Below are 22,294 nucleotides of genomic sequence, written 5' to 3'. Positions count from 1 at the left end.
CTAGCCCGGCAGGCGCGGGCGCTTCATGGTGCAGACGATGCTCCACTCGAAATAGTGGTCGCCGCCCGCGTCGTAATCCTTGAAGCGCCGCGCGACCTGGGTCCGCTGCACCGAGGACCCCACGATTTCCCAGCCCTGGTCCCCGTAGGTCTTGGTCAGCCGTTTTGCCTCCTCGAGGACGGCTTCCAAAGACTCGTTGGTGTAGGAGATGAAGGTGCTCTCCCATTGCTGGGGATACCATTTGCCGTCCGACGCCAGCCACCAGCCGGGTCCGGGTGCAGGAGTGCTCACACCTGCGCACCCTACTTCGCCCATGCCGCAATGGATGTGAACTGACGGTTACCGAAGCGCTACGCGGTGACGAAGAGCTGGCGGCGAACGTCCCGACGCCCGCAGGCGAGCCCACGTAACGGTGGAGGCGACGGCCGGCCTGTCTGCCGCCTTGACCTAATATTTGTTCAGATCTGGATTACCAGTGTGGGTTCGCGCGCCGCCCCCGACAACGGGCATGCGGCGATCACCTTGAATGTAGGAGTCCCTTTGAGCGATTTCGAAGCGGTCGATTTCTTCACCGACCCGGCCCTCATTCCCGATCCGTACCCCTACTTCGACCACCTGCGCTCGCGTTGCCCGGTGCTGCCGCGCCCCGAACAGGGCGTCGTGGCGATCACCGGACACCAGGAAGCGCTTGGCGTCTACAAGAATCCGGCGTTCTCCTCGTGCGTCTCGGTGGCCGGCCCGTTCTCCGGCCTGCCGTTCGAACCCGACGGCGACGACATCGGCGCCCTGATCGAGCAGCACCGCGCGCAGATCCCGATGAGCGAGCACATCGTGACCCAGGACGTGCCGGAGCACACCCGGACTCGCGGCCTGCTGAGCCGGTTGTTGACGCCCAAGCGGCTCAAGGAAAACGAAGATTTCATGTGGCGGCTGGCCGACCGGCAGCTCGATGAGTTCCTCAGCCGCGGCGCCTGTGAGTTCCTCGACGAATACGCCCGGCCGTTCTCCGGTTTGGTGATCGCCGACCTCCTGGGGGTACCGGTCGAGGATCACGAGGAATTCCGACGGGTCTTCTCAGGCAAATTCGCGGGCGGGATCGACGACGACTCGATGACGCGCGCGCACAATCCCCTGCAGTATCTGGAAGAGACGTTCACCACACACATCACCGAACGCCGGCGACAGCCCCGTGAAGACGTGTTGACCGAACTGGCTCAGGCGAAGTATCCCGACGGCGCCACCCCGGAAGTCATCGACGTCGTGCGCCTGGCCACCTTCCTGTTCGCCGCGGGTCAGGAGACCACCACCAAACTGCTCAGCTTCGGTGTCCAGACGATCGCGGAGAACCCGGAGCTGCAACAGGTGCTCCGCCAAAACCGGAGTCTCATATTGAATTTCGTGGAGGAGACGCTGCGGCTGGAAAGCCCGGTGAAGTGCCACTTCCGGATGGCGCGCACATCGACCGCGATCGGTGCCGTCGACATTCCGGCGGGAAGCACGGTGATGTTGTTGCCCGGGGCGAGCAATCGGGATGCGCGCAAGTTCGACCGGCCCGACGAGTTCCGCGTCGACCGCCCCAACGTTCGCGAGCACGTGGCGTTCGGGCGCGGCAATCACTCGTGCCCGGGCGCGCCGCTGGCTCGCGCGGAGGCGCGAATCTCGTTGAACCGGATCCTCGATCGGATGTCCGGCATCACCATCGCGGGCGATCGGCACGGCCCGGCGCACGCCCGCCGCTACACCTACGAGCCGACCTGGCAGATGCGCGGCCTGACCGAGCTGCACCTGAAGTTCACCCCGACCGCGTGAGTGCCGACGAATTCGCAACGTGGGACCCCGCTTTCGCGCGGCGGTTCGTCAGCGCGGCGGAACCGCTGGCGCGGCGCTGGTTTCGTTTCGAGGTGCGCGGGCTGGACTTCATCCCGCCGCGCGGCGGCGCGCTGCTTGTCGCCAACCATTCCGGCGGGATGCTCACTCCGGACGTGTTGATCTTCACCGCCGCCTTCTACCGGAGATTCGGCTATGAGCGCCCGCTGTACACGCTCGGGCACGACAAGATGTTTGTCGGGCCGATGGCGGGGTGGTTGAGGCGGCTGGGCGTCATTCCCGCCACCGCCGTGAACACGGCGCGGGCGCTGCGGGCCGGCGCTGTGGTGCTGGTGTTCCCGGGCGGAATCTACGACGCGTACCGACCAACGCTGGCCGAGAACGTCATCGACTTCAACGGCCGCACCGGATACCTGCGTGCGGCGGTGGAGGCGGGCGTGCCGCTGGTGCCGGCGGTGTCGATCGGCGGGCAGGAGAGCCAGCTGTTCCTGACGCGCGGCACCTGGCTGGCCCGACGTCTCGGGCTGTCGCGGTGGCGGTCGGACATCCTGCCGATCACCGTCGGGTTTCCGTTCGGGTTCAGCGTGATCGTGCCGCCCAACCTGCCGCTGCCGACCAAGATCGTCATCGAGGTACTGGAACCGATCGACATGGTCGCGCGCCTCGAGGGTGACGCCGTCGGTGACGTCGACGCGCACGTGCGTTCCGCGATGCAGGCGGCGCTGGACCGCCTCGCGCGGCAGCGGCGCTTCCCGGTGCTGGGCTAGGGCGCGGGCGGTCACGCTTCGAGTGTTGCCGGGGGCATCGCGGTTTGGACCGGCTCCGGTACGTCGGAAAGGCCGGCAGCAATGAGCAATTCGGCGAACGCGTGAACCATTGCGTCGGTGACCTCGTGTGGGTCACCGACGGTGTGGTCGTCGGTAATGACCGAGATGTTGAGTTGGTCGACGTAACTCCACACGGTGACGTTGACGCCGCACGCCGCGATCAGCGGTCCGGCGGAGTAGATCTCGCTGAGCACGGCACCGGCGAATCGGCCACGCTCGCGGGGACCGGCGACATTGGAGATCGGGATGTTGAAAAGCCTGTTACGCGCGTCGCGCCGGGCCAGCCACCTGAACCCGGCGGGAGCTGCGATCGAGGGCAGGTAACCGATCAGCTTGCCGTACAACTCGGGGCCGAACAGCTCGTTGTTCTCCTTGGCGATCGATGTGGCCACCGACGTCAGCCGCACCCGCTGCAGTGGATCGCCGACATGCGTCGGCAACGACACGGCCATGCCGCCGAGTTCGTTGCCGCTGATCCGGTGCGGTGAGCGATCCGTGCTGGCCGGCACCGAGGCGACCAGCGGGCGGTCGGCGCGACCGTCGTAGCGCAGCAACAATTCTCGCAATGCTCCCGCGGCCATGGCCATCACCACGTCGTTGATGGTGATGCGCAGGTGCTTGCTGAGCTGTTTGACCTGAGCCAGCGACAGCGTTGCCGTCGCGAACGCCCGTGCGGGTGCCACGACGTGATTGAGGAAGGTCGGCGGCGCGTGCAGCAGGCGGGCGAGTTCGGGCTGCTCGCCGCGCTGGCGGGCGCGCCGGCGTAACCGCCGTGCGCCGGCCAGCGCGTCGTTGAGCACCCCGGGCAGCGCGACGAGCTGCGCAACGTGGTCGCGCCCAGCGGCCCGCAACAGCTCGGCCTTGGACGGCGGCACGCAACTGGTGTCGTTGTCACGCTCGTCGGGTGCGGCGTCGGCGACGTCCATGATCCTGATCAGCAGATTCGCCGAGGCGATCCCGTCAGCCAACGCGTGGTGGATTTTGCCGATGATCGCCGACCGGTGACCGGCCAGGCCCTCGGCGAAGTGAAACTCCCACAACGGGTGGCCGCGGTCGAGCGGCGTCCCGGCGAGATCGCCGATCACCGCGTCCAGCTCGCGGCGCCCGCCGGGGGCGGGCACGGTCACCCGGCGCAGGTGGTAGTCGAGGTCGACCGCGCAGTTCGGCATCCACATCGGATGGTGCAGCCGCCAAGGGATGTCAATCAGCCTGTAGCGCAACGGATCCAGCCGGTGCAGCCGGCGCTGCAGGGTGGTCCGGAACACGTCGAAGGTGAGGGCGGGATCGTCGACGATCGCCACCTTCAGGGTGTGCGTGTGCAGGTTCGGTGTCTCGCTGTACAGCAGCATCGCGTCCATGCCGTTGAGCCGCTTCACCGTCCGCCTCACCTGTCGGTTGTTCCGCGTCGTTGCCTGCCGGCACCGGACGCGGTCTGTAACCATTATGGCGACATTCACACTAGTGAGAACAAATTTCTGGTTCACAAATCGCGCCGGGGCGGCCGGCGCGTCACGGGGTGGGGGACGGCGCGATCGGCCGGCGCGCCGCTAAACCACCCCGGGCGCCGCCCGCCCAACCCCTTGGTTGACAATCGAGGCACGAGCAACCTCGTGTGAGTCCACGCGTCAAAGGAGACAAAAGCATGGCTGAAGCCGTCATCGTCGAGGCAGTGCGTTCCCCGATCGGGAAGCGCAACGGGGGATTGTCCGGGGTGCACCCGGCCGACCTGTCCGCGCATGTGCTCAACGGGCTGGCCGACAAGGCCGGCATCGATCCGGGGATCGTCGAGGACGTCATCTGGGGATGCGTCATGCAGGCCGGCGAGCAGGCGCTCGACATCGGCCGCACCGCCCTGCTGGCCGCCGGTTGGCCGGAGACCGTTCCTGGTGTCACCGTCGACCGGCAGTGCGGCTCCAGCCAGCAGTCCATCCACTTCGCCGCGGCCGGTGTGATCGCCGGACACTACGACGTGGTCGTCGCCGGGGGCGTCGAATCCATGTCGCGCACCCCGATGGGCGCGTCGCTGGCCAACGGTGGGCGGCCCTACCCCAAGACGTTCCTGGACCGCTACGACGGCCGGATCCCCAATCAGGGCATCGGCGCCGAGATGATCGCCGAACAATGGGGCTTCGACCGCACCACGCTGGACCAGTTCTCGCTGGACTCACACGAAAAGGCCGCGGCCGCACAAGATTCCGGAGCCTTCGATGACCAGATCGTGGCCATCAAGGACGACGAGGGCAACGTGGTGAGCAAGGACGAGGGTATTCGCCGCGGCACGCCGATGGAGAAGATGGCGTCGCTGAAGCCCGCGTTCAAGGAGGACGGCGTCATCCACGCCGGCAACTCCTCGCAGATCTCCGACGGCGCGGCCGCGCTGCTGTTCATGTCGGCCGAGAAGGCCAAGGAACTCGGGGTGACGCCGATCGCGAAGGTGCACACCGCGACCCTGGCCGGCGCCGACCCGGTGATCATGCTGACCGCGCCGATCCCGGCCACGCAGAAGGTGCTCAAGCGCTCCGGCCTGTCCATCGACGACATCGGGGCCTACGAGGTCAACGAGGCGTTCGCGCCCGTTCCGCTGGCGTGGCTCAAGGACATCGGCGCCGACGAGACCAAACTCAACCCCAACGGCGGGGCCATCGCCCTGGGTCACCCGCTGGGCGGTTCTGGGGCGCGGATCATGACGACGCTGCTTTATCACATGCGGGACAAGGGAATTCGCTACGGCCTGCAGACCATGTGCGAGGGCGGCGGCCAGGCCAACGCCACCATCGTGGAGCTTCTGTGACCGACACCGACACGGCGGCGCCGGGGGCCCTGGCGGAGCGTCGGGGCAACGTCCTGGTGATCACGATCAACCGCCCGGAGGCGCGCAACGCGATCAACGGCGCGGTCAGCATCGCTCTCGGCGACGCGCTGGAGGAAGCCCAGCACGACCCGCAGGTGCGTGCCGTGGTGGTCACCGGGGCGGGCGACAAGTCGTTCTGCGCCGGGGCCGACCTCAAGGCGATCGCGCGGCGCGAGAACATCTATCACCCGGATCACGGGGACTGGGGCTTTGCCGGCTACGTGCACCACTTCATCGACAAGCCCACCATCGCCGCGGTCAACGGCACCGCCCTGGGGGGCGGCACGGAGATCGCGCTGGCCAGCGATCTGGTGGTGGCCGCCGAGAGCGCCCAGTTCGGGTTGCCCGAGGTCAAGCGCGGGCTGATCGCGGGTGCCGGCGGGGTCTTCCGGATCGTGCAGCAGCTGCCGCGCAAGGTGGGCCTGGAGCTGCTGCTGACCGGGGATCCGATCAGCGCGGCGGACGCCGCCCGGTGGGGGCTGATCAACCAGGTCGTCCCCGACGGCACCGTGTTGGAGGCCGCCCTGGCCCTGGCCGAGCGGATCACGGTCAACGCGCCGCTGTCGGTGCAGGCGAGCAAGCGGATCGCCTGGGGCGCCGACGACCGCTTGATCGCCGACGAGGAGCCCGGCTGGGCGCGCACCACGCGAGAGTTCGCCACCCTGCTGCGGACCGAGGACGCCAAGGAGGGGCCGCGTGCCTTCGCCGAGAAGCGCGAACCCGTCTGGAAGGCGCGCTAGCGTTAGCGCGCCAGCACGTTGACCGCGCGCTGAAACGCCCGGGGCAACGCCGCGGACGCCGGCACGACGGCGCGGCGCACCAACCGCGGCGTGCTCGCCACCACGAGCGCGCGGGTGAGCAGCCGGTAGTCGCGGGTCACCCGGTGCCAGGCGTCCTCGTAGGCCGACGGCGTGTCGTCGACGATGGCGTCGACGGCGGCGGCCGCCTGCTTGAGCGCCAGGCTGATCCCTTCGCCGGTCAGCGCGTCCTCGTAGCCGGCCGCGTCGCCCACCAGGAGCACCCGCCCGGCGACCCGGCGCGACACGGTCTGCCGCAGCGGGCCGCACCCGCGGGGCTGCGACGAATTGGCGTGGCGCAACCGACCCGCCAGGTCGGGAAACCAGGCCAGCTCCGGCCGCCCACGGGACAGGATCGCGACACCCACCAGCTCCGGTTCCACCGGCGTCACGTACGCCTCGCCCCAGCGGGACCAGTGCACCTCGACGAACTCCGACCACGCCGGGACGCGGTAATGCCAACGGACGCCGTAACGGCGCGGCGCGCCCGCGCGCGCCGCGATGCCGACCGCGCGCCGGACCGGGGAGTGCAGCCCGTCCGCGGCCACCAACCATTTCGCGCGCACCCCGGCGGCCGCGACCCCGTGCGCGTCCTGCTCGACGTGGGTCACCTTGGCCCGCAGCCAGTCGGTGTCCTGCTCCTTGGCCCGCGCCGCCAGCGCCGCGTGCAAGGTGGTGCGGCGCACGCCGCGTCCCGGCCCGGCGCCGAAGCGGGCCTCGGCCCGGCGCCGCTCGTCGACGTAGGCGATCCCGCGGAAGGGCATGCCGGCCGGGTCCACGCCGAGCGACGTCAGCTCGGCCAGGCCGCCGGGCATCAGCCCCTCGCCGCACGCCTTGTCGATGGGCCCCTCGCGGGGCTCGGCCACGATGACCGAAAGCCCATGGCGGCGAGCGTGTAACGCGGTCGCCAGGCCTCCCGGACCGCCGCCCACGACCAGCAGGTCCGCGTCGAAATCGCTCACGCGTAACCCAGGGCCGAATTCTCCACGCGCAACCGCTCCCGCAGCAGCAAGGCGTTGGCGAGCGTGAACAGCACCGCGGTGAGCCACGCCGTGTGCACCAACGGCAGCGCGATGCCCTCGACGACCACCGCGACGTAGTTCGGGTGGTGCAGCCACCGGTACGGGCCGAGCCGCACCAGCGGCGTCTGCGGCAAGACGATCACCCGGGTGTTCCACCGCCGGCCCAGCGTCGCGATGCACCACCAGCGCAGCCCCTGGCACAGCGCCACCACCGCCAGCATCGGCCAGCCCAGCCACGCCAGGAATGGCCGGTGCAGCGCCCACGGCTCGACCAGGCAGCCGACCAGCAACGCGCTGTGGATGATCACCATCACCGGGTAGTGCGATCGACCGAATTCCTTGGCGCCCTGGGCGAACGACCAGCGGGCGTTGCGGGTGGACACCACCAGCTCCAGCACGCGTTCCAGCGCGACCGCCAGGACCAGCAGGTAGTACATGGCGTGATTCTCCCTTAACCGAGGGTTAGCGGCCTACCAGGCCAGCAGGACGAGTTCGGAGCAGAAGGCGGGCCCCATCGCGATCATCAGGCCCAACGACCCGGGCGGCGGCGGGTCGGCCATGTTGGCACGAAGCACGTCGAGCACCGACACCGACGACAGATTCCCGTTGTTGCGCAACGAGTTCCGGGTGTGGTCGAGGGCGTGGACGGGCAGGTCCAGCACCGTCTCGACCGCCTCGATCACTCGCGGGCCGCCGGGGTGGCAGACCCACGTCGTCACGTCGCGCGGCGTCAGGCCGTGATCGGCGAGGAACACCCGCACGTCATCGCCGAGGTATTTCTCGGCGATGGTCGCGACGTCGGCGGACAGCACGACCCGGAAGCCGTCGCCGCCGATCTTCCACCCCATCACGTCTTCGGTGTCGGGGTAGATGCGGCTGCGGGTCGCCAGCACCTGCGGACCGCTGCGCTCGGCCCCGGCGCGGTGCGCGCCCTCGGCGACGACGGCCGCCGCGCCGTCCCCGAAGAGGCTGGTGGCGACGAGGTTGGCCACCGAGCTGTCCTGCCGCTGGATGGTCAGCGAGCGCAGCTCGACCGCGAGCAGCGCGGCCGCCTGATCGGGGAACGCCCGCAGGTAGTCGTGCATGCGGGCCACCCCGGCCGCACCCGCCACGCAGCCCAGCCCGAACAGGGGAACGCGCTTGACGTCGGGCCGCAGGCCGACCCGGGTCGCCAGCCGCGCCTCGAGCGTCGGCACCGTCACCCCGGTGACCGTCGTCGAGAACACGATGTCGATCTCCGACGGCTTGACCTTCGCCTCGTCCAGCACCGCCAGCAGCGCCCGCTCGCCGAGGTCCAGGGCCACCTCGAGGTAGGCCTCGTTGGCCTCGGTGAAGCCGTCGAGTTCGCTGTAGCGGGACAGCTGCAGCGCCGTGTTACGGAATTCGACCCCGCTGCTCAGGGCGAAGCGGCGAAACTCCGGGCCGGCGATGTCGGTCAGCGCGCCGATGGCCTCGGACTGCGTGTACCGGTTCGGCGGAAACGTCACCGCGACACCGGAAATGCACGGGTCGGTGGTGGTGGCGGCCAGGTTCGCCGGGCGCGACGCGTCGGCCCTCGCAGTGTTGTCCATTCGTTGGTCACGGCGCCGCCCCGTTATCGGTTCAAACCGGGTGGGGTCTTGGCTAGAGTCGGGTTATGCAGGTTCTGGTCACCGGCGCCACCGCCCACGTGGGATCGCGCCTGGTCACGACCCTGCCGGCGGGCGGGCGCCGCGTGGTGGCGGCCAGCCGAGACCCCGCCCGGCCCCGCCGCTTCGGCTGGTCCGCCGACATCGCACCGGTGGCCCTGGACGCGTCCGACCCGGCGTCGCTGCGCGTCGCGTTCGCCGTTGCCGGCCGGGCCGGAGCGCTTCGAACCGGCCTCGACATCCCGATTGCCCCGACCCCGAAGGTGCGTCCCGCATGAGCCAGTCCACCGTCCCGTCCACCGCCCCCAGCCCGCCGCGCACCAGCGTCGTCGCCGAATGGCGCAAGGCCCTCACCAACGTCGCCGCGTTGCACAACGAGGCGCCCGGGCTGGTGCGCCGCCGCCGCGTCATCGTGGCGCTGACGCTGGTGGTCGGCGCCGCGGTGCTGGGGTTCTCGCTGCGCCGGCACCCGGGGGAGTCGAGCTTCTACTGGCTGACCCTGGCGCTGGCCGGGGTATGGGTCGTCGGCGGCCTGAGCTCGGGCCCGCTACACCTCGGCGGGATATGCTGGCGGGGCCGCAACCAGCGGCCGGTGTTCACCGGGATCACCGTCGGCCTGCTGGTCGGCGGCGCCTTCGTGGTGGGCGGCCTGGTCGCCCGCGAGATTCCGCCCGTCGCGGCGCTGATCACCCGCGTACTGCTCTACGCCCACCACGGGTCCTACCCGCTGATCGTGGCGATCACCGTCATCAACGCCCTGGCCGAGGAGATCTTCTTTCGCGGCGCGCTGTACACGGCGCTGGCCCGCTATCACCCGGTGGTCATCTCGACCGTGCTCTACACCGCCGCGACCATGGCCAGCGGCAACCCGATGCTCGGGTTCGCCGCGGTGATCCTGGGGACGGTGTGCGCGCTGGAGCGCCGGGCCAGCGGCGGCGTGCTCGCCCCGATGCTGACGCACTTCGTGTGGGGCCTGATCATGGTGCTCGTGCTGCCGCCGATGTTCGGCGTGTAGACCCTTACCGGCCGGGCAGGCCCACGACCTCGCGGGCCAGCGCGCCGAGCGCGGCGGTCCACAGCGGCCAGACGGCCAGCCGGTAGGCGCGGCCCACGATGCCGGTGGGGAAGAAAATGCCGCGCTGCGTGTAGGTGGTGCCGCCACCGTCGCGGGGTTCGACGGTGATGTCCACCCAGGCCCGGCAGGGCAGTTTCGACGCCGAGCGCAGCCGCAACGCGGCGCCCGGTTCCCGCTCCACGACGCTCCACCCGCCCAGCGGCAGCCGCCGCCGCCACCGGTCCGCGGTCGCGGCCCGCTCGGCGGCCTTCCAGACGGCGTCCGGGTCGTCGGCGCTGGTCGCGGTGCGGACGTCGTCGAACACCACCTCACCGGCCCAGTCCGGGTCGGTGGGCAGCGGTTCGGCCGGCTCGGAGCGCAGCGACGACCAGGTGGCGTCGGGGAGTCCGCGCGCCGCCCGGTCCAACGCCAACTCGACCGAGCGCCGGTAGCCGATGAGGCCGCCCCGCGGCCGTTCGATGAAGCCGTCGATGTCCCAGTTGCGCATCACCGCATCGCATTCCAGCGATTCGATCAGCGGCCGCGCCAGCCCCGGCGGGATCGGGGTGACCGCCCCGATCCAGAGGCTGGCGATGGTCGGTGTGAGGAACGGCAGCACGATCAGGCGCCGCCTGCCCAGGCCGGCGACATCGGCGTAGACCTGCATCATGTCGCCGTACTCCAGCACGTCGGGCCCGCCGATGTCCCAGGTGCGCGAGGCGTGCTTGCCGGGCAGGGGCGCGGTCGCCGCGGCGGCCAGGTAGTGCAGCACGTCGCGGACCGCGATCGGCTGGATGCGGTTGTGCACCCACTTCGGCGTGGTCATCACCGGCAGCCGGTCGGTGAGGTGGCGGATCATCTCGAACGACGCCGAGCCGGAGCCGATGACGACGCCGGCCTGCAACACCACGGTCTCGATGCCGGACTCGATGAGCGTCTCGCCGACGGCCGCGCGCGAGGAGAGATGCGGCGAGAGTTCGGTGCCCTCCGGGTGCAGGCCGCTGAGGTAGACCACCCGCCGCACCCCGGCGCTGCGGGCCGCCGTCACGACGTTGCGTGCCGAGCGGCTCTCCTCGGCGGCGAAGTCCTTGGACGTGCCCATGGAATGCACCAGGTAGTAGACGACGTCGACGCCGTCGAACGCGGCGGTCAGCGAGTCGACGTCGCCGAGGTCGCCGCGCGCCACCTCGACCTGACCGCGCCACGGAACGTCGGCGAGCTTGTCGGGATTGCGCGCCAGCGCGCGCACCCGGTGCCCCGCGTCCAACAGCCGCGGCACCAGGCGGCCACCGATGTAGCCGGTCGCTCCCGTCACCAGACAGCGCACCTGCTCCGTCATCGCTTCCCCCGTCCTCGTCAGCGATTCGGAGCTGACCCGGACAGGGATTGCCGGAACCGGGGGGTGTTAAGCCCCAGATGCCGAAATAGCTTGCCGGCGCTCAGCGGTCGGTGAAGCGCGCGGGCCGGCGCTCCTGGAACGCGACGGCGCCCTCGACGAAGTCGTGTGACTTCAAAAGCACCGACTGCCCGTCGAATTCGCGCTGCAGCGCCGCGTCCAGCTCGCTGAGCGTGGCCGCGTTGATCGCGAGTTTGGTCTTGGCGAACGCCGCGGCCGGCCCCGCCAGCAGCCGCGCGATCACCGCGTCGACCTCGGCGTCGAAGTGACCGGCCGGGAAGACGGCGGTGACGAGCCCCCAGGCCAACGCGTCCGCCGCGGGCAACCGCTCGGGCAGCAACGCCATCTGCATGGCCCGAATCCGGCCGATCGCGGCCGCGACCAACGCCGACGCGCCGCCGTCGGGCATCAGCCCGATCTTGGTGAAGGCGAGCATGAAAAACGCGTTCTCCGAGGCCAACACGATGTCGCACGCCAACGCGACCGAAACCCCGACGCCGGCGGCCGGGCCCTGCACCACGGCGACGACCGGCCGCGGCAGCGCGACGATCGCCCGCACCAGCCGGTTGATCTCGGAGATGATCTCGTCGGGCGGGACGCCGCCACCGTCGGAGACGTCCGCGGCGCTGATACCGGCGCCGCTGCTGAAGCCGCGCCCGGCCCCGCCGAGGCGTACCACCCGCACTTCGGGATCGTCGGCCGCGCGTTCCAGCGCGTCGGCGATGCCGGTGATCACCGGGACGGTCAGCGAGTTGAGGCTGTCGGGACGGTTGATGGTCACCGACAGCACGCCGTCGGTCAGCGTGACGTCGAGGCCAGCGACGGGGGCGAGGGTGGCGATCGCGGAGGTGGGCATGGGCTCACTTTATGACTCCGGTGAGCGACCGGGCTGCGCGGCCGTGCGCGGCGGCTGCGAAGATGCGATCAACCGGTTGTGTGAATCGCCGGGCGTCAAAGCGGACGAAAGGTCGGTGGATCGTGGCTGGACCGTTGAAGGGACTGCGAGTAGTCGAGTTGGCCGGCATCGGGCCGGGCCCGCACGCCGCGATGATCCTCGGGGATCTGGGCGCGGACGTGGTGCGCATCGACCGGCCGTCGGTGAATCCCGCTGCGGCGGTGCGGGATACGACCAACCGCAACCGGCGCATCGTGGCCGCCGACCTGAAGTCCGACGGGGGCCGCAAGCTGGTGCTCGACCTGATCGCGAAGGCCGACGTCCTGATCGAGGGGTACCGGCCCGGGGTGACCGAGCGGCTGGGCCTGGGTCCCGAGGACACCGCGAAAGTCAACGACCGGCTGATCTACGCCCGGATGACGGGCTGGGGACAGACCGGCCCGCGCAGCCAGCAGGCCGGCCACGACATCAACTACATCTCGCTCAACGGCGTGCTGCACTCGATCGGCCGGGCGGGCGAGCGGCCGGTGCCGCCGCTGAACCTGACCGGCGACTTCGGCGGCGGCTCGATGTTCCTGTTGGTCGGCATCCTGGCGGCGCTGTGGGAGCGGCAGAGCTCGGGCAAGGGGCAGGTGGTCGACGCCGCCATGGTTGACGGGTCCAGCGTGCTGGCCCAGATGATCTGGCACTTCCGCGGGACGGGCCTGTGGACCGACGCCCGGGGCACCAACATGCTCGACGGCGGCGCGCCCTATTACGACACCTACGAGTGCGCCGACGGCCGTTACGTCGCGGTCGGCGCCATCGAGCCGCAGTTTTACGCGGCCCTGCTGGCGGGGCTGGGGTTGGACGGCGCCGACCTGCCCGCCCAGAACGACGCGGGTCGCTGGCCCGAGCTGCGCGCGGCGTTCACCGAGGCGTTCGCCGCCCACGACCGCGATCACTGGGCCAAGGTCTTCGCCGACTCCGACGCCTGCGTCACGCCGGTGTTGGCCTTCGGCGAGGTGCACACCGAGCCGCACAACACCGAGCGCGGCACCTTCTACGACGTCGACGGCAACCTGCAGCCGCGGCCGGCGCCGCGGTTCTCGCGCACCGCGCCCGATACGCCCCGCCCGGCGGTCACGGTGGCCGACGGCGCGGCCGTCCTCGCGGACTGGGTATAGTCCCCAACCAACCAGTTGGCTGGACCGTCCGGCCAACGCCTCACCGATCAAGGAACCGGAAGGATTTGCATGGAGATCAAGGACGCCGTCGCCGTCGTCACCGGGGGTGCCTCGGGTCTGGGCCTTGCCACCACGAAGCGGCTGCTCGACCGCGGTGCCCAGGTGGTGGTGATCGACCTGCGCGGCGAGGAAGCGGTCCGCGAGCTCGGTGACCGCGCCCGCTTCGTCGAGGCCGACGTCACCGATGAGGCAGCCGTCGGCAAGGCGCTGGACGCCGCGGAGTCGATGGGCACGCTGCGGATCAACGTCAACTGCGCGGGCATCGGTAACGCCATCAAGACGCTGTCCAAGGATGGGCCGTTTCCCCTGGACGCCTTTAAGAAGGTCGTCGGGGTCAACCTGATCGGCACCTTCAACGTGCTGCGCCTGGCCGCCGAGCGCATCGCCCGCTCCGAGCCCATCGGGGAAGAGCGGGGCGTCATCATCAACACCGCGTCGGTCGCCGCATTCGAGGGGCAGATCGGCCAGGCCGCTTACTCGGCGTCCAAGGGCGGCGTGGTCGGGATGACGCTGCCGATCGCCCGCGACCTGTCCCGCGAGCTGATCCGCGTGGTCACGATCGCGCCCGGGCTGTTCAAGACGCCGCTGCTCGGTTCGCTGCCCGAGGAGGCGCAGGCGTCGCTGGGCAAGCAGGTGCCGCACCCGGCGCGCCTCGGCGACCCCGACGAGTACGGGGCGCTGGCCGTCCACATCGTCGAGAACCCGATGCTCAACGGCGAGGTGATCCGCCTCGACGGCGCCATCCGGATGGCGCCGCGGTAGGCGCACCCCAGGCATACGAAAGCCCCCCGCGCGAAGCGGGGGGCTTTCGTCGTAGTCAGGCCGGGCGGGCTAGCGCCGGAACCACCGGCTGACGTTGGGCTCGGCCATCAAGAGGCGGGCAAGCATGCTCATGGTGTCTCCTTAGCTCGCGGTGGGCAGAGGCCACTCGTCGAATTGCTCGGAGGTCTCACCTTCCACCAAGACGTCGCCGTGGTAGAGGGCCTCGAAATCAACTTTGATTACATCGGCACTTGCGTCGTCGATCCACATGACACTGAGCGTATGGGCCACCTCTAAGGATTCTTTGAGTCACGATTCGGAAAATCGTGGCAATTTACCGGCGGGTAGGTTGACACGGGCTTCCGCGGCCTTACAGGGCCGTGACCTGCTCAATCGCCCCACATTTTTCTTTCCGGATTCTTATCGTCGGGGTGGTTTAGAAAACGCCGGTGAACCAAACGCCGGCCGATTTCGTCGTCCCCGGAAGACGCTGTTTGACACCTGTGCGTTAGCGTCGTCACGTTGTCGCCGGACGCGCGCGGGCCGCGGCACGCGCACCGGCGCGAAGGGGTTCACATGCTGCAGGGCATCGCACGAGCGGCCATCGCCGCGCCGCGCCGCATCGTGGCCGTCGGCGTCGGCGTCTTCATCGCCGCCGCCGTCTTCGGTGTCCCCGTCGCCAAGAGCTTGTCCGCCGGGGGTTTCCAGGATCCCCACTCCGAGTCCGCGCAGGCCATCGACGTGCTCACCAGCAAGTTCGGGCAAAGCGGCCAGCAGATGCTGATCCTGGTGACGGCCCCCGGTGGCGTCGGCAGCGACCAGGCCCGCGCGGTCGCGACGGACCTCGTCGGCGCGTTGCGGGGGTCGCCGCTGGTCTACAACGCCACCTCGCCGTGGGGTCCGCCCGGCGTGACGCCGTCGGGAGACCTGGTCAGCCGGGACGGCAAGTCCGGCCTGATCGTGGTCAACCTCAAGGGCGGTGAGAACAACGCGCAGCGCAACGCCCAGACGGTGGCGGACGAGTTCGTACACGACCGCGACGGCGTCAGCGTCCGCGCCGGCGGCGCGGCGATGCAGTACGCCCAGATCAACACGCAGAACCAAGACGACCTGCTCGTCATGGAAGTGATCGCCATCCCGCTGAGCTTCCTGGTGCTGGTGTGGGTGTTCGGCGGCCTGCTGGCCGCCGCGTTGCCGATGGCCCTCGGCGGATTGGCCGTGGTGGGCTCCATGTCGGTGTTGCGGCTGGTCACCTTCAGCACCGAGGTGTCGATCTTCGCCCTGAACCTGAGCACCGCGCTGGGCCTGGCCCTGGCCGTCGACTACACGCTGCTGATCGTCAGCCGCTACCGCGACGAGCTGGCCGGGGGCAGCGCGCCCCACGAGGCGCTGATCCGCACGATGTCCACCGCCGGGCGCACCGTGCTGTTCTCCGCGGTGACGGTCGCGCTGTCGATGTCGGCCACCGCGCTGTTCCCCATGTACTTCCTCAAGTCGTTCGCCTACGCCGGGGTGGCGACGGTGGCCTTCGTCGCCACCGCGTCGATCGTGCTCACCCCGGCCGCGATCGTGCTGCTCGGTCCGCGTCTCGACGCCTTCGACGTGCGCCGGCTGCTGCGGCGCCTGCTGGGCCGCCCCGCGCCGGCGCGCCGGCCCGTCGAGCGGCAGTTCTGGTACCGGTCCAGTAAGTACGTGATGCGGCACTGGCTGCCGATCGGTGTCGCCGTCGTCGCCCTGCTGGTCCTGCTCGGGCTGCCGTTCACGAGGGTCAAGTGGGGTTTCCCCGACGACCGGGTGCTGCCGCAGTCCTCGTCGTCGCATCAGGTCGGGGACGCGTTGCGCGACGGCTTCGCCAACGACTCGGCGACCGCCGTGCCGATCGTCGTCCCCGACGCCCGCAACCTGGACCCCGCGGCGCTGGATGGCTACGCCGCCGCCCTGTCGCGTGTGCCCGACGTGTCGGCGGTGACGGCACCCGCCGGCACGTTCGTCAACGGCCAGCGGGTGGGCCCGCCGGCCGGGGCCGCCGGGCTGGCCGACGGCAGCGCGTTCCTCACGGTGAACAGCACGGCGCCGCTGTTCAGCCGGGCCTCCGACACGCAGCTCGCCCGGCTGCATCAGGTGCCGGGCCCCGACGGGCGGACCGTCGCGATGGCCGGGGTCGCGCAGGTCAACCGCGACAGCGTCGACGCCGTGACCGATCGGCTTCCGTTGGTGCTGGGGTTGATGGCGGCCATCACCTTCGTCCTGCTCTTCTTGCTGACCGGCAGCGTGGTCCTGCCGGTCAAGGCGCTGATCTGCAACGTCTTGTCGCTGACCGCGGCCTTCGGCGCGCTCGTGTGGATCTTCCAGGACGGCCACCTGGGCGCGCTCGGGACGACGCCCAGCGGCACCCTGGTGGCGAACATGCCGGTCCTGCTGTTCTGCATCGCGTTCGGGCTGTCGATGGACTACGAGGTCTTCCTCATGTCCCGGATCCGGGAGTACTGGCTGCAGTACCGGCCGGCGAGTGCCACCGCCCGGCAAGCGCACGCCGCGAACGACGAGGCCGTCGCGCACGGCGTGGCCCGCACCGGCCGGGTGATCACCGCGGCCGCGCTGGTCATGTCGATGTCGTTCGCCGCGCTGATCGCCGCGCACGTGTCGTTCATGCGGATGTTCGGTCTCGGCCTGACGCTCGCGGTCGCCGCCGACGCGACGCTGGTGCGGATGGTTCTGGTGCCGGCGTTCATGCACGTGATGGGCCGGTGGAACTGGTGGGCGCCGGGCCCGCTGCGGTGGCTGCATGAGCGCCTCGGCATCAGCGAGGGGTCGACCGCCGAGCCGCGCCCCGTCGCGCCGCCCGACGACACGTACAACGGCCGGCCCGTCACAGAGCCGGTGACCAACGTCGGCTGATCGCACCGCGCGGCACTATGGACTCCAGCGGGGGAGTCCTAGCGGGGGCGCCCACCCGACCGGAAGGCGCTCACGCATGACCACGGCGATCGACAACCCGTTCTTCGCGCGGATCTGGCCCGTCGTCGCCACCCACGAGGCGCACGCGGTGCGTGCCATGCGGCGGGAGAACCTCGCCGGGCTCTCGGGCCGGGTGCTCGAGGTCGGGGCCGGCGTCGGCACCAACTTCGCCCTCTATCCGCCGGCGGTCGATCAGGTGATCGCGGTCGAGCCCGAGCGGCGGCTGGCGGCGCAGGCACGCGCCGCCGCCGCGGCCGCGCCAATCCCCGTCTCGGTGGCGGGCGCGACCGCGGAGGAATTCCGCGGCGACGAGCCGTTCGACGCCGTGGTGTGCTCGCTGGTGCTGTGCTCGGTGCGCGACCCGGGCGGGGTCCTGCGGCACCTGTATTCGGTGCTGCGACCGGGCGGGGAGCTGCGGTACCTCGAGCACGTGGCCAGCCCCGGCATGCGGGGCCGCCTGCAGCGCTTCGCCGACGCGACGCTGTGGCCCCGGCTGTTCGGCAACTGCCACACCCACCGCGACACCCAGCGCGCGATCGTGGCGGCGGGATTCGACGTGGCCACCTCTCGGCGGGAGTGGACCCTGCCGGCGTGGCTGCCGATGCCGGTCTCGGAGCTGCTGATCGGGCGCGCGCGGCGGCCCGACTAGGCGCGGCCGGCGGCCAGCAGGTCCGGCAGGCGGTGCAGCAGCCCGGGCAACGCCTGGCTCGCCGTCTCGCGGATGCTCAGGGTGGCGCTCGCCGACAGCGGCGTCTCCTCGGGGTTGACCTCGATGACGGCGGTGCCGCGCATCAGCGCCCGCTCGGCCAGCCCGGCCGCCGGGTAGACGATGGCCGACGTCCCCACCACCACCATCACGTCGGCGGCCTCGGTCGCCGCGACGGCGCTCCGCCACGGCCCCTCGGGCAACGGCTCCCCGAACCACACGATGTCGGGCCGGATCAGGCCGCCGCACCCACACACCGGCGGCTCGACCTCCAACGCCGGTTCGGCCATCGCGGGCAGCTCGGCGGTGTAGGGCAGACCGCAACGCGCGCAACGGAATTCGAAGAGGCTGCCGTGCAGGTGGTGCACCGAGGTGCTGCCGGCCCGCTCGTGCAGGTCGTCCACGTTCTGCGTGATCACGCTGACGTCGGCGAGGTCCTCCCAGGCGGCGATGGCGCGGTGGCCGTCGTTGGGTGCCACGTCGGCCACCAGGTAGTGCCGCCACAGATACCAGCCCCACACCCGCTGCGGATTGTCGCGCCAGCCCCGGGTGCTGGACAGCTCGTAGGGGTCGAAGCGGGCCCACAAGCCGTTCTTGTCGTCGCGGAACGTCGGCACGCCGCTCTCCGCGGAGATGCCCGCGCCGCTGAGCACCGCTACTCGCATCCTCCCAACATAGTCGCGGGTTAGGGGAATACTGGTGTCGTGGAATTGGGCGACTGGCTGCGGGTCGACATGAAGGCGGGCAAACCGCTGTTCGACCAGCTGCGCACGCAGGTGATCGACGGGGTGCGCGAGGGCGCGCTGCCGCCCGGCACCCGGCTGCCGACCGTGCGCGAACTGGCCGGCCAGCTCGGCGTCGCCGTCAACACCGTGGCCCGGGCTTACCGCGAGCTCGAGACCGCCGCCATCATCGAAACCCGGGGCCGTTTCGGCACTTTCGTCGCCCGCTACGACCCCACCGACGCCGCGATGGCGGCGGCCGCCCGCGAGTACGTCCGGGTGGCGCGCAGCCTCGGTTTGGACAAAGCCGACGCGCTGCGCTATATCGAATCCGTTCCCGACGAGTGAGCCGGCGCCCCGGGCGTCAGCGCAGCACCTTGTTCAGCGTGCGCAGGTTGCGGGTCGTGGTCGAGGACCTGTAGCGGGCCTTGCCCATGGTCTTGCCGAGGGTGCTGTCGAGGGTGTTGCCCTTGCGGACCTGCCAGTACAGCACCCCGTCGCCCCGGGCGACGCGCTCGTCGGCGCCCGGGTCCAGCGCGGCCAGCTCGTCGAGGACCGCGGCGTCGGCGACGAACGTCACGTAGGAGTGGTAGCCGTCGACCTCCGGCTCGAACGGGTAGGCGTCCGCCACGGCGCGCACCGTGTCGAGGTCGTACACCAGCACCCACGCCTCGTAGCCGAACCGGTCGCGCAGCGCGGTCTCGGCCCGCCTGCGGACCGCCGCGGCCGTCGCCGGGGAGTTGAGCACCACGTTGCCGGTCGCCAGGACGGTCCGCACGTCGGTGAAGCCGGCGTCGGTCAGCGCGGCCGCCACGGCGGCCATTTTCAGGTTCAAGCCGCCGACGTTGACGCCGCGGAGAAAGGCTGCGTACTCGGTCATCCGCCGATTCCATCAGCCCGCGCCCGCGTGCGACTACGCTTTCGCCCATGGGACGCCAAGTCTTCGACGACAAGCTGTTGGCCTTGATCAGCGGCCACTCCCTGGGGGTGCTGGCCACGATCAAGCGCGACGGGCGCCCGCAGCTGTCCAACGTCAGCTACCACTTCGACCCGCGCAGCCTGGCGATCCAGGTGTCGGTCACCGAGCCGCGCGCGAAGACCCGAAATCTGCGCCGCGACCCGCGGGCCTCGCTGCTGGTGGACGCCGACGACGGCTGGTCGTACGCCGTGGCCGAGGGCACCGCCGAGCTGACGCCCCCGGCCGCCGCGCCGGACGACGACACCGTCGAGGCCCTGATCGCCCTGTACCGCAACATCGCCGGGGAACACCCGGACTGGGACGAATACCGCCAGGCGATGGTCACCGACCGCCGGGTGGTGCTGACGCTGCCGATCTCGCACCTGTACGGGATGCCGCCGGGGCTGCGTTGACGCCGGTCCGGCGGGCGGCGCCGGGTTAGGCTGCTGCCATGGCCGAATCGAAGTCGCCGCAGGGTTCCTCCGGGCGGGACGAGGACGACAACAAGCGCAAGTTCCGGGAAGCCCTCGACCGCAAGTTGGCGAAGTCCTCGGGCGGGTCCGACCACAAGGACGGTGCCGGTAGACAGCCGCGCGCCCACGGCCCGGTGGAGAACCGCCGCGAATTCCGCCGCAAGAGCGGCTGATCGATTCGGCAGCGACGCGCGAGCATCAGTCCCGCGGCGGTGTGAACAGGGCGATCGACGGATCGGCTTGATTCGGTTGGCCCCGCAGGCTTCCCTGAGTGCTCGGGTGCCCGAAGTCCACTCGGGACGGGTCGTTCTGGTATGCCCAGTCCGCCACGATGGTGCGTTGACGGAACTTCCAGCGGCCGCCGTGACGGGCGTACGTGTCGAGGTAGCGCCCGCCGATGACGACGTCGGCGTCGCGCTCGGGGCCGGCGAACGTGTGGAAGACCAGGCAGTAGATCTCGCCGCGCGCCGTGTCGCCGTCTACCACGAAGTTCGTGGTGGTGATGTTGTGTTGGGAGACACGAACATACGGCTCCGCCGCCCGCAACCCAGCGATGAACTGATCGACACCGCCCGTCGAGAACGAGCCGTGCGCGTCGGTGGCGTCGGGGTGGTACAGGGCCCGCAGGCCGTCGTGGTCCGCGCGGTCGACGGCGCGGCAATAGGAGGTGACGAGGGCGTGCAGTTCGTCGCGATCCAGCATCAGCGCCAAGCGGGTCTGATCCACATCCACCACCACGTCACGATAGCGCCCGGGTTGGGTGAGTAGTCTCCCAAACAACGGCTCATCGGCATTAGGGTTGTTCGCGGAAAGGTTGGTCGTCAACGGTGAAACTTTGGCTGGCTCAAGACCCCGAGGCCGACGCGCTGCTGGACGAGAATCCGTTGGCACTGCTCATCGGGATGGTTCTGGATCAGCAGGTGCCTTTCGAGACCGCCTTCGCCGGACCGAAGAAGATCGCCGACCGGATGGGCCGCTTCGGTGCTCACGAGATCGCCGAGTACGACCCGGACAAATTCGCCGCGTTGTGCTCGGAAAAGCCTGCGATACACCGCTTCCCGGGATCGATGGCCAAACGCATCCAGACCCTGGCCCAGATCATCGTCGATCGTTATGACGGCGATGCCGCCGGCCTGTGGACGGCGGGCCAGCCCGATGGCAAGGAGCTGCTGCGGCGGATCAAGGGCCTGCCCGGTTTCGGCGAAGTCAAGGCGCAGATCTTTCTGGCGCTGCTGGGTAAGCAGTACGGCGTCGACGTCGAAGGCTGGCGCGCGGCGGCCGGGCAATTCGGCGAACCCGGCACGCACATCTCGGTCGCCGACATCGTCGACGCCCAGTCGATGGGCGCGGTGCGTTCCTATAAGAAGCAGATGAAGGCGGCGGCCAAAGCCGCGAAGTAATGGCTCCACCAATGCGCCACAGACAGCGCCACAGGTAGCTCCACAGATAGCTCCACAGATAGCTCCACAGATGAGGAAGGGCGACGACGTGAAGACACACATCACGTGTCCGTGCGGTGAGGCCATCGTCGGCAAGGACGAGGACGAACTGGTCGAGCTGACCCAGGCGCACCTGGCCGACGCGCACCCGGGCCTCGACTACGACCGCGACGCGATCCTGTTCATGGCCTACTGACGACGACGCGCGTGCCCCCTCGGGGACACGCGCGCTCGGCGCACCGCGGTGGCGGTCAGGGCACCACCGTGGAGCCGATCGTGGGCATGAACTGGCACTGCTTTTCCTTGGTGGTGACCTGACCGAAGATCGTCGACATGATGCTGCCCGAGCCGGTGTCGGCGATCGCGGTCAACGTGGTCGGGCCGTCACCGTTGATGTCGGTGCGCGGCGTCAACGCCACCGTTCCCGACTTGCCCGTGGTGAGGTTGACCCAGGTGACGTTCAGCGGCAGCTTCTGCACCTCGGCGGGGCCCGGGGTACCCACCGCGGTGAACACGTAGGCGGTCTGGCCCGGGCCCGGACCCGGCGTCGGGATCTTCGCCGGCCCGGCGACCGACAGCGCGGTCGCGATGGCGCTGGTGCCGTCGGCCAGGCAGTTAGTGCCGATCGAGGGATACATGAAGTCCTGCGTGGGCGGCGCGTCGGGACCGAAGCCCGGCGCGGCCGCCGGGGCGGCGCCCGGTGCCGGCGGGGCGTCGGCCGGCGCGGGGGCCGGTGCCGGAGGTACCGGGGCG

25 protein-coding genes and 2 pseudogenes are annotated in these 22,294 nt (G+C 70.2%); 15 read left to right on the top strand and 12 right to left on the bottom strand.

Going from position 1 to position 22,294, the window contains the following annotated elements; genetic code table 11:
* Positions 1-291 carry a hypothetical protein gene (locus A5714_RS04205; protein ID WP_068283054.1) on the bottom strand — a complete coding sequence of 97 codons (291 nt, stop codon included), beginning with the start codon at positions 289-291 and terminating at the stop codon, positions 1-3.
* Positions 292-540: 249 nt separating this feature from the next.
* On the opposite strand from A5714_RS04205, the gene A5714_RS04200 reads away from it, so the two are divergent.
* A complete protein-coding gene (locus A5714_RS04200; RefSeq protein ID WP_068283051.1) occupies positions 541-1,809 on the top strand; it encodes a cytochrome P450 in 1,269 nt (422 codons plus the stop codon).
* Positions 1,806-2,594, top strand: coding sequence for a lysophospholipid acyltransferase family protein (locus A5714_RS04195; RefSeq protein ID WP_068283048.1), 789 nt, complete (start codon positions 1,806-1,808; stop codon positions 2,592-2,594). Before A5714_RS04200 ends, A5714_RS04195 begins: the two co-directional genes overlap by 4 nt.
* Positions 2,595-2,605: 11 nt before the next feature.
* On the opposite strand, the gene A5714_RS04190 is transcribed toward A5714_RS04195, so the two are convergent.
* A complete protein-coding gene (locus tag A5714_RS04190; RefSeq protein ID WP_068283046.1) occupies positions 2,606-4,030 on the bottom strand; it encodes a wax ester/triacylglycerol synthase family O-acyltransferase in 1,425 nt (474 codons plus the stop codon).
* 266 nt (positions 4,031-4,296) lie between these two features.
* On the opposite strand from A5714_RS04190, the gene A5714_RS04185 reads away from it, so the two are divergent.
* Together A5714_RS04185 and A5714_RS04180 are read left to right on the top strand one after the other, a co-directional pair.
* Entirely contained in the window at positions 4,297-5,445 is a 1,149-nt protein-coding gene (locus A5714_RS04185; protein WP_068283042.1) for a thiolase family protein, read from the top strand.
* On the top strand, positions 5,442-6,245 hold the full coding sequence (locus A5714_RS04180; RefSeq protein ID WP_068283040.1) for a crotonase/enoyl-CoA hydratase family protein: 804 nt from the start codon (positions 5,442-5,444) through the stop codon (positions 6,243-6,245). Before A5714_RS04185 ends, A5714_RS04180 begins: the two co-directional genes overlap by 4 nt.
* 2 nt (positions 6,246-6,247) lie before the next feature.
* Here A5714_RS04180 and A5714_RS04175 read toward each other — a convergent pair whose 3' ends face one another.
* From A5714_RS04175 to A5714_RS04165, 3 genes are read right to left on the bottom strand one after another with little or no spacing between them, the layout of a single operon-like run.
* Positions 6,248-7,264, bottom strand: a complete 1,017-nt coding sequence (locus A5714_RS04175) for an NAD(P)/FAD-dependent oxidoreductase (RefSeq protein ID WP_068283038.1) — start codon at positions 7,262-7,264, stop codon at positions 6,248-6,250.
* Positions 7,261-7,761 carry an isoprenylcysteine carboxyl methyltransferase family protein gene (locus A5714_RS04170; RefSeq protein ID WP_068074349.1) on the bottom strand — a complete coding sequence of 167 codons (501 nt, stop codon included), beginning with the start codon at positions 7,759-7,761 and terminating at the stop codon, positions 7,261-7,263. Before A5714_RS04170 ends, A5714_RS04175 begins: the two co-directional genes overlap by 4 nt.
* 33 nt (positions 7,762-7,794) lie before the next feature.
* On the bottom strand, positions 7,795-8,895 hold the full coding sequence (locus A5714_RS04165) for a type III polyketide synthase (protein ID WP_082959559.1): 1,101 nt from the start codon (positions 8,893-8,895) through the stop codon (positions 7,795-7,797).
* Positions 8,896-8,960: 65 nt separating this feature from the next.
* On the opposite strand from A5714_RS04165, the pseudogene A5714_RS04160 reads away from it, so the two are divergent.
* Positions 8,961-9,161 (top strand): annotated as a pseudogene (locus tag A5714_RS04160) (NAD-dependent epimerase/dehydratase family protein); the annotation flags it as partial.
* Between the two features lie 65 nt (positions 9,162-9,226).
* Positions 9,227-9,967 carry a CPBP family intramembrane glutamic endopeptidase gene (locus tag A5714_RS04155; protein ID WP_068283034.1) on the top strand — a complete coding sequence of 247 codons (741 nt, stop codon included), beginning with the start codon at positions 9,227-9,229 and terminating at the stop codon, positions 9,965-9,967.
* A 4-nt stretch (positions 9,968-9,971) separates the two neighbouring features.
* Here the strand turns inward: A5714_RS04155 and A5714_RS04150 are convergent, their stop codons facing one another.
* A complete protein-coding gene (locus A5714_RS04150; RefSeq protein WP_068283029.1) occupies positions 9,972-11,345 on the bottom strand; it encodes an NAD(P)H-binding protein in 1,374 nt (457 codons plus the stop codon).
* Positions 11,346-11,445: 100 nt separating this feature from the next.
* Entirely contained in the window at positions 11,446-12,258 is an 813-nt protein-coding gene (locus tag A5714_RS04145) for an enoyl-CoA hydratase (protein ID WP_068283026.1), read from the bottom strand.
* A gap of 122 nt (positions 12,259-12,380) precedes the next feature.
* Between A5714_RS04145 and A5714_RS04140 the strand changes: the two genes are divergently transcribed.
* Both A5714_RS04140 and A5714_RS04135 read left to right on the top strand, forming a co-directional pair.
* The gene (locus tag A5714_RS04140; protein ID WP_068283022.1) at positions 12,381-13,463 is read left to right on the top strand and encodes a CaiB/BaiF CoA-transferase family protein; all 1,083 of its coding nucleotides are present in this window, start codon (positions 12,381-12,383) and stop codon (positions 13,461-13,463) included.
* 69 nt (positions 13,464-13,532) lie between these two features.
* Positions 13,533-14,285, top strand: coding sequence for a 3-hydroxyacyl-CoA dehydrogenase (locus tag A5714_RS04135; RefSeq protein ID WP_068283019.1), 753 nt, complete (start codon positions 13,533-13,535; stop codon positions 14,283-14,285).
* Between the two features lie 141 nt (positions 14,286-14,426).
* Here the strand turns inward: A5714_RS04135 and A5714_RS27415 are convergent, their stop codons facing one another.
* Positions 14,427-14,555, bottom strand: coding sequence for a hypothetical protein (locus tag A5714_RS27415; protein ID WP_156670991.1), 129 nt, complete (start codon positions 14,553-14,555; stop codon positions 14,427-14,429).
* A 306-nt stretch (positions 14,556-14,861) separates the two neighbouring features.
* Between A5714_RS27415 and A5714_RS04130 the strand changes: the two genes are divergently transcribed.
* Positions 14,862-17,183, top strand: coding sequence for an MMPL family transporter (locus A5714_RS04130; protein ID WP_068283075.1), 2,322 nt, complete (start codon positions 14,862-14,864; stop codon positions 17,181-17,183).
* Between the two features lie 76 nt (positions 17,184-17,259).
* Positions 17,260-17,892: a class I SAM-dependent methyltransferase gene (locus A5714_RS04125; protein ID WP_068283016.1), complete on the top strand. Its 633-nt coding sequence runs from the start codon at positions 17,260-17,262 to the stop codon at positions 17,890-17,892.
* On the opposite strand, the gene A5714_RS04120 is transcribed toward A5714_RS04125, so the two are convergent.
* The gene (locus A5714_RS04120; protein ID WP_068074334.1) at positions 17,889-18,614 is read right to left on the bottom strand and encodes an NAD-dependent deacylase; all 726 of its coding nucleotides are present in this window, start codon (positions 18,612-18,614) and stop codon (positions 17,889-17,891) included. The two genes, A5714_RS04125 and A5714_RS04120, sit on opposite strands and share 4 nt — an antisense overlap.
* Positions 18,615-18,653: 39 nt before the next feature.
* On the opposite strand from A5714_RS04120, the gene A5714_RS04115 reads away from it, so the two are divergent.
* Positions 18,654-19,019 (top strand): GntR family transcriptional regulator, encoded by a 366-nt coding sequence (locus A5714_RS04115; protein ID WP_068074332.1) that lies wholly within the window; start codon positions 18,654-18,656, stop codon positions 19,017-19,019.
* Positions 19,020-19,035: 16 nt separating this feature from the next.
* Here the strand turns inward: A5714_RS04115 and A5714_RS04110 are convergent, their stop codons facing one another.
* Positions 19,036-19,551 (bottom strand): DUF1697 domain-containing protein, encoded by a 516-nt coding sequence (locus A5714_RS04110; protein ID WP_068283013.1) that lies wholly within the window; start codon positions 19,549-19,551, stop codon positions 19,036-19,038.
* 47 nt (positions 19,552-19,598) lie between these two features.
* Between A5714_RS04110 and A5714_RS04105 the strand changes: the two genes are divergently transcribed.
* Together A5714_RS04105 and A5714_RS04100 are read left to right on the top strand one after the other, a co-directional pair.
* Positions 19,599-20,042: a PPOX class F420-dependent oxidoreductase gene (locus A5714_RS04105; protein WP_068074329.1), complete on the top strand. Its 444-nt coding sequence runs from the start codon at positions 19,599-19,601 to the stop codon at positions 20,040-20,042.
* A 38-nt stretch (positions 20,043-20,080) separates the two neighbouring features.
* Entirely contained in the window at positions 20,081-20,275 is a 195-nt protein-coding gene (locus A5714_RS04100; protein ID WP_068283010.1) for a DUF5302 domain-containing protein, read from the top strand.
* A gap of 25 nt (positions 20,276-20,300) precedes the next feature.
* Here A5714_RS04100 and A5714_RS04095 read toward each other — a convergent pair whose 3' ends face one another.
* Positions 20,301-20,804, bottom strand: a complete 504-nt coding sequence (locus A5714_RS04095) for a nuclear transport factor 2 family protein (RefSeq protein ID WP_369829420.1) — start codon at positions 20,802-20,804, stop codon at positions 20,301-20,303.
* A gap of 125 nt (positions 20,805-20,929) precedes the next feature.
* Between A5714_RS04095 and A5714_RS04090 the strand changes: the two genes are divergently transcribed.
* Both A5714_RS04090 and A5714_RS04085 read left to right on the top strand, forming a co-directional pair.
* Positions 20,930-21,502 (top strand): HhH-GPD-type base excision DNA repair protein, encoded by a 573-nt coding sequence (locus A5714_RS04090; RefSeq protein WP_068283008.1) that lies wholly within the window; start codon positions 20,930-20,932, stop codon positions 21,500-21,502.
* An 88-nt stretch (positions 21,503-21,590) separates the two neighbouring features.
* Positions 21,591-21,737, top strand: a complete 147-nt coding sequence (locus A5714_RS04085; protein ID WP_068074351.1) for a DUF1059 domain-containing protein — start codon at positions 21,591-21,593, stop codon at positions 21,735-21,737.
* 55 nt (positions 21,738-21,792) lie between these two features.
* On the opposite strand, the pseudogene A5714_RS04080 reads toward A5714_RS04085, so the two are convergent.
* Positions 21,793-22,294: pseudogene (locus tag A5714_RS04080) on the bottom strand (hypothetical protein); the annotation flags it as partial.

Origin of the sequence: Mycobacterium sp. E2462, from assembly GCF_001672685.1 — a bacterium.
Taxonomy (GTDB): domain Bacteria; phylum Actinomycetota; class Actinomycetes; order Mycobacteriales; family Mycobacteriaceae; genus Mycobacterium.
This window is presented reverse-complemented; position numbering and strand designations above follow the sequence as displayed.

Excerpts from the sequence above, each read along its gene's own strand:
- A5714_RS04185 (WP_068283042.1), top strand. The coding sequence starts at position 4,297 with ATGGCTGAAGCCGTCATCGTCGAGGCAGTGCGTTCCCCGATCGGGAAG.
- A5714_RS04170 (WP_068074349.1), bottom strand. The coding sequence starts at position 7,761 with ATGTACTACCTGCTGGTCCTGGCGGTCGCGCTGGAACGCGTGCTGGAG.
- A5714_RS04165 (WP_082959559.1), bottom strand. The coding sequence starts at position 8,895 with ATGGACAACACTGCGAGGGCCGACGCGTCGCGCCCGGCGAACCTGGCC.
- A5714_RS04155 (WP_068283034.1), top strand. The coding sequence starts at position 9,227 with ATGAGCCAGTCCACCGTCCCGTCCACCGCCCCCAGCCCGCCGCGCACC.
- A5714_RS04150 (WP_068283029.1), bottom strand. The coding sequence starts at position 11,345 with ATGACGGAGCAGGTGCGCTGTCTGGTGACGGGAGCGACCGGCTACATC.
- A5714_RS04145 (WP_068283026.1), bottom strand. The coding sequence starts at position 12,258 with ATGCCCACCTCCGCGATCGCCACCCTCGCCCCCGTCGCTGGCCTCGAC.
- A5714_RS04135 (WP_068283019.1), top strand. The coding sequence starts at position 13,533 with ATGGAGATCAAGGACGCCGTCGCCGTCGTCACCGGGGGTGCCTCGGGT.
- A5714_RS27415 (WP_156670991.1), bottom strand. The coding sequence starts at position 14,555 with ATGTGGATCGACGACGCAAGTGCCGATGTAATCAAAGTTGATTTCGAG.
- A5714_RS04130 (WP_068283075.1), top strand. The coding sequence starts at position 14,862 with ATGCTGCAGGGCATCGCACGAGCGGCCATCGCCGCGCCGCGCCGCATC.
- A5714_RS04125 (WP_068283016.1), top strand. The coding sequence starts at position 17,260 with ATGACCACGGCGATCGACAACCCGTTCTTCGCGCGGATCTGGCCCGTC.
- A5714_RS04120 (WP_068074334.1), bottom strand. The coding sequence starts at position 18,614 with ATGCGAGTAGCGGTGCTCAGCGGCGCGGGCATCTCCGCGGAGAGCGGC.
- A5714_RS04110 (WP_068283013.1), bottom strand. The coding sequence starts at position 19,551 with ATGACCGAGTACGCAGCCTTTCTCCGCGGCGTCAACGTCGGCGGCTTG.
- A5714_RS04105 (WP_068074329.1), top strand. The coding sequence starts at position 19,599 with ATGGGACGCCAAGTCTTCGACGACAAGCTGTTGGCCTTGATCAGCGGC.
- A5714_RS04100 (WP_068283010.1), top strand. The coding sequence starts at position 20,081 with ATGGCCGAATCGAAGTCGCCGCAGGGTTCCTCCGGGCGGGACGAGGAC.
- A5714_RS04095 (WP_369829420.1), bottom strand. The coding sequence starts at position 20,804 with ATGCTGGATCGCGACGAACTGCACGCCCTCGTCACCTCCTATTGCCGC.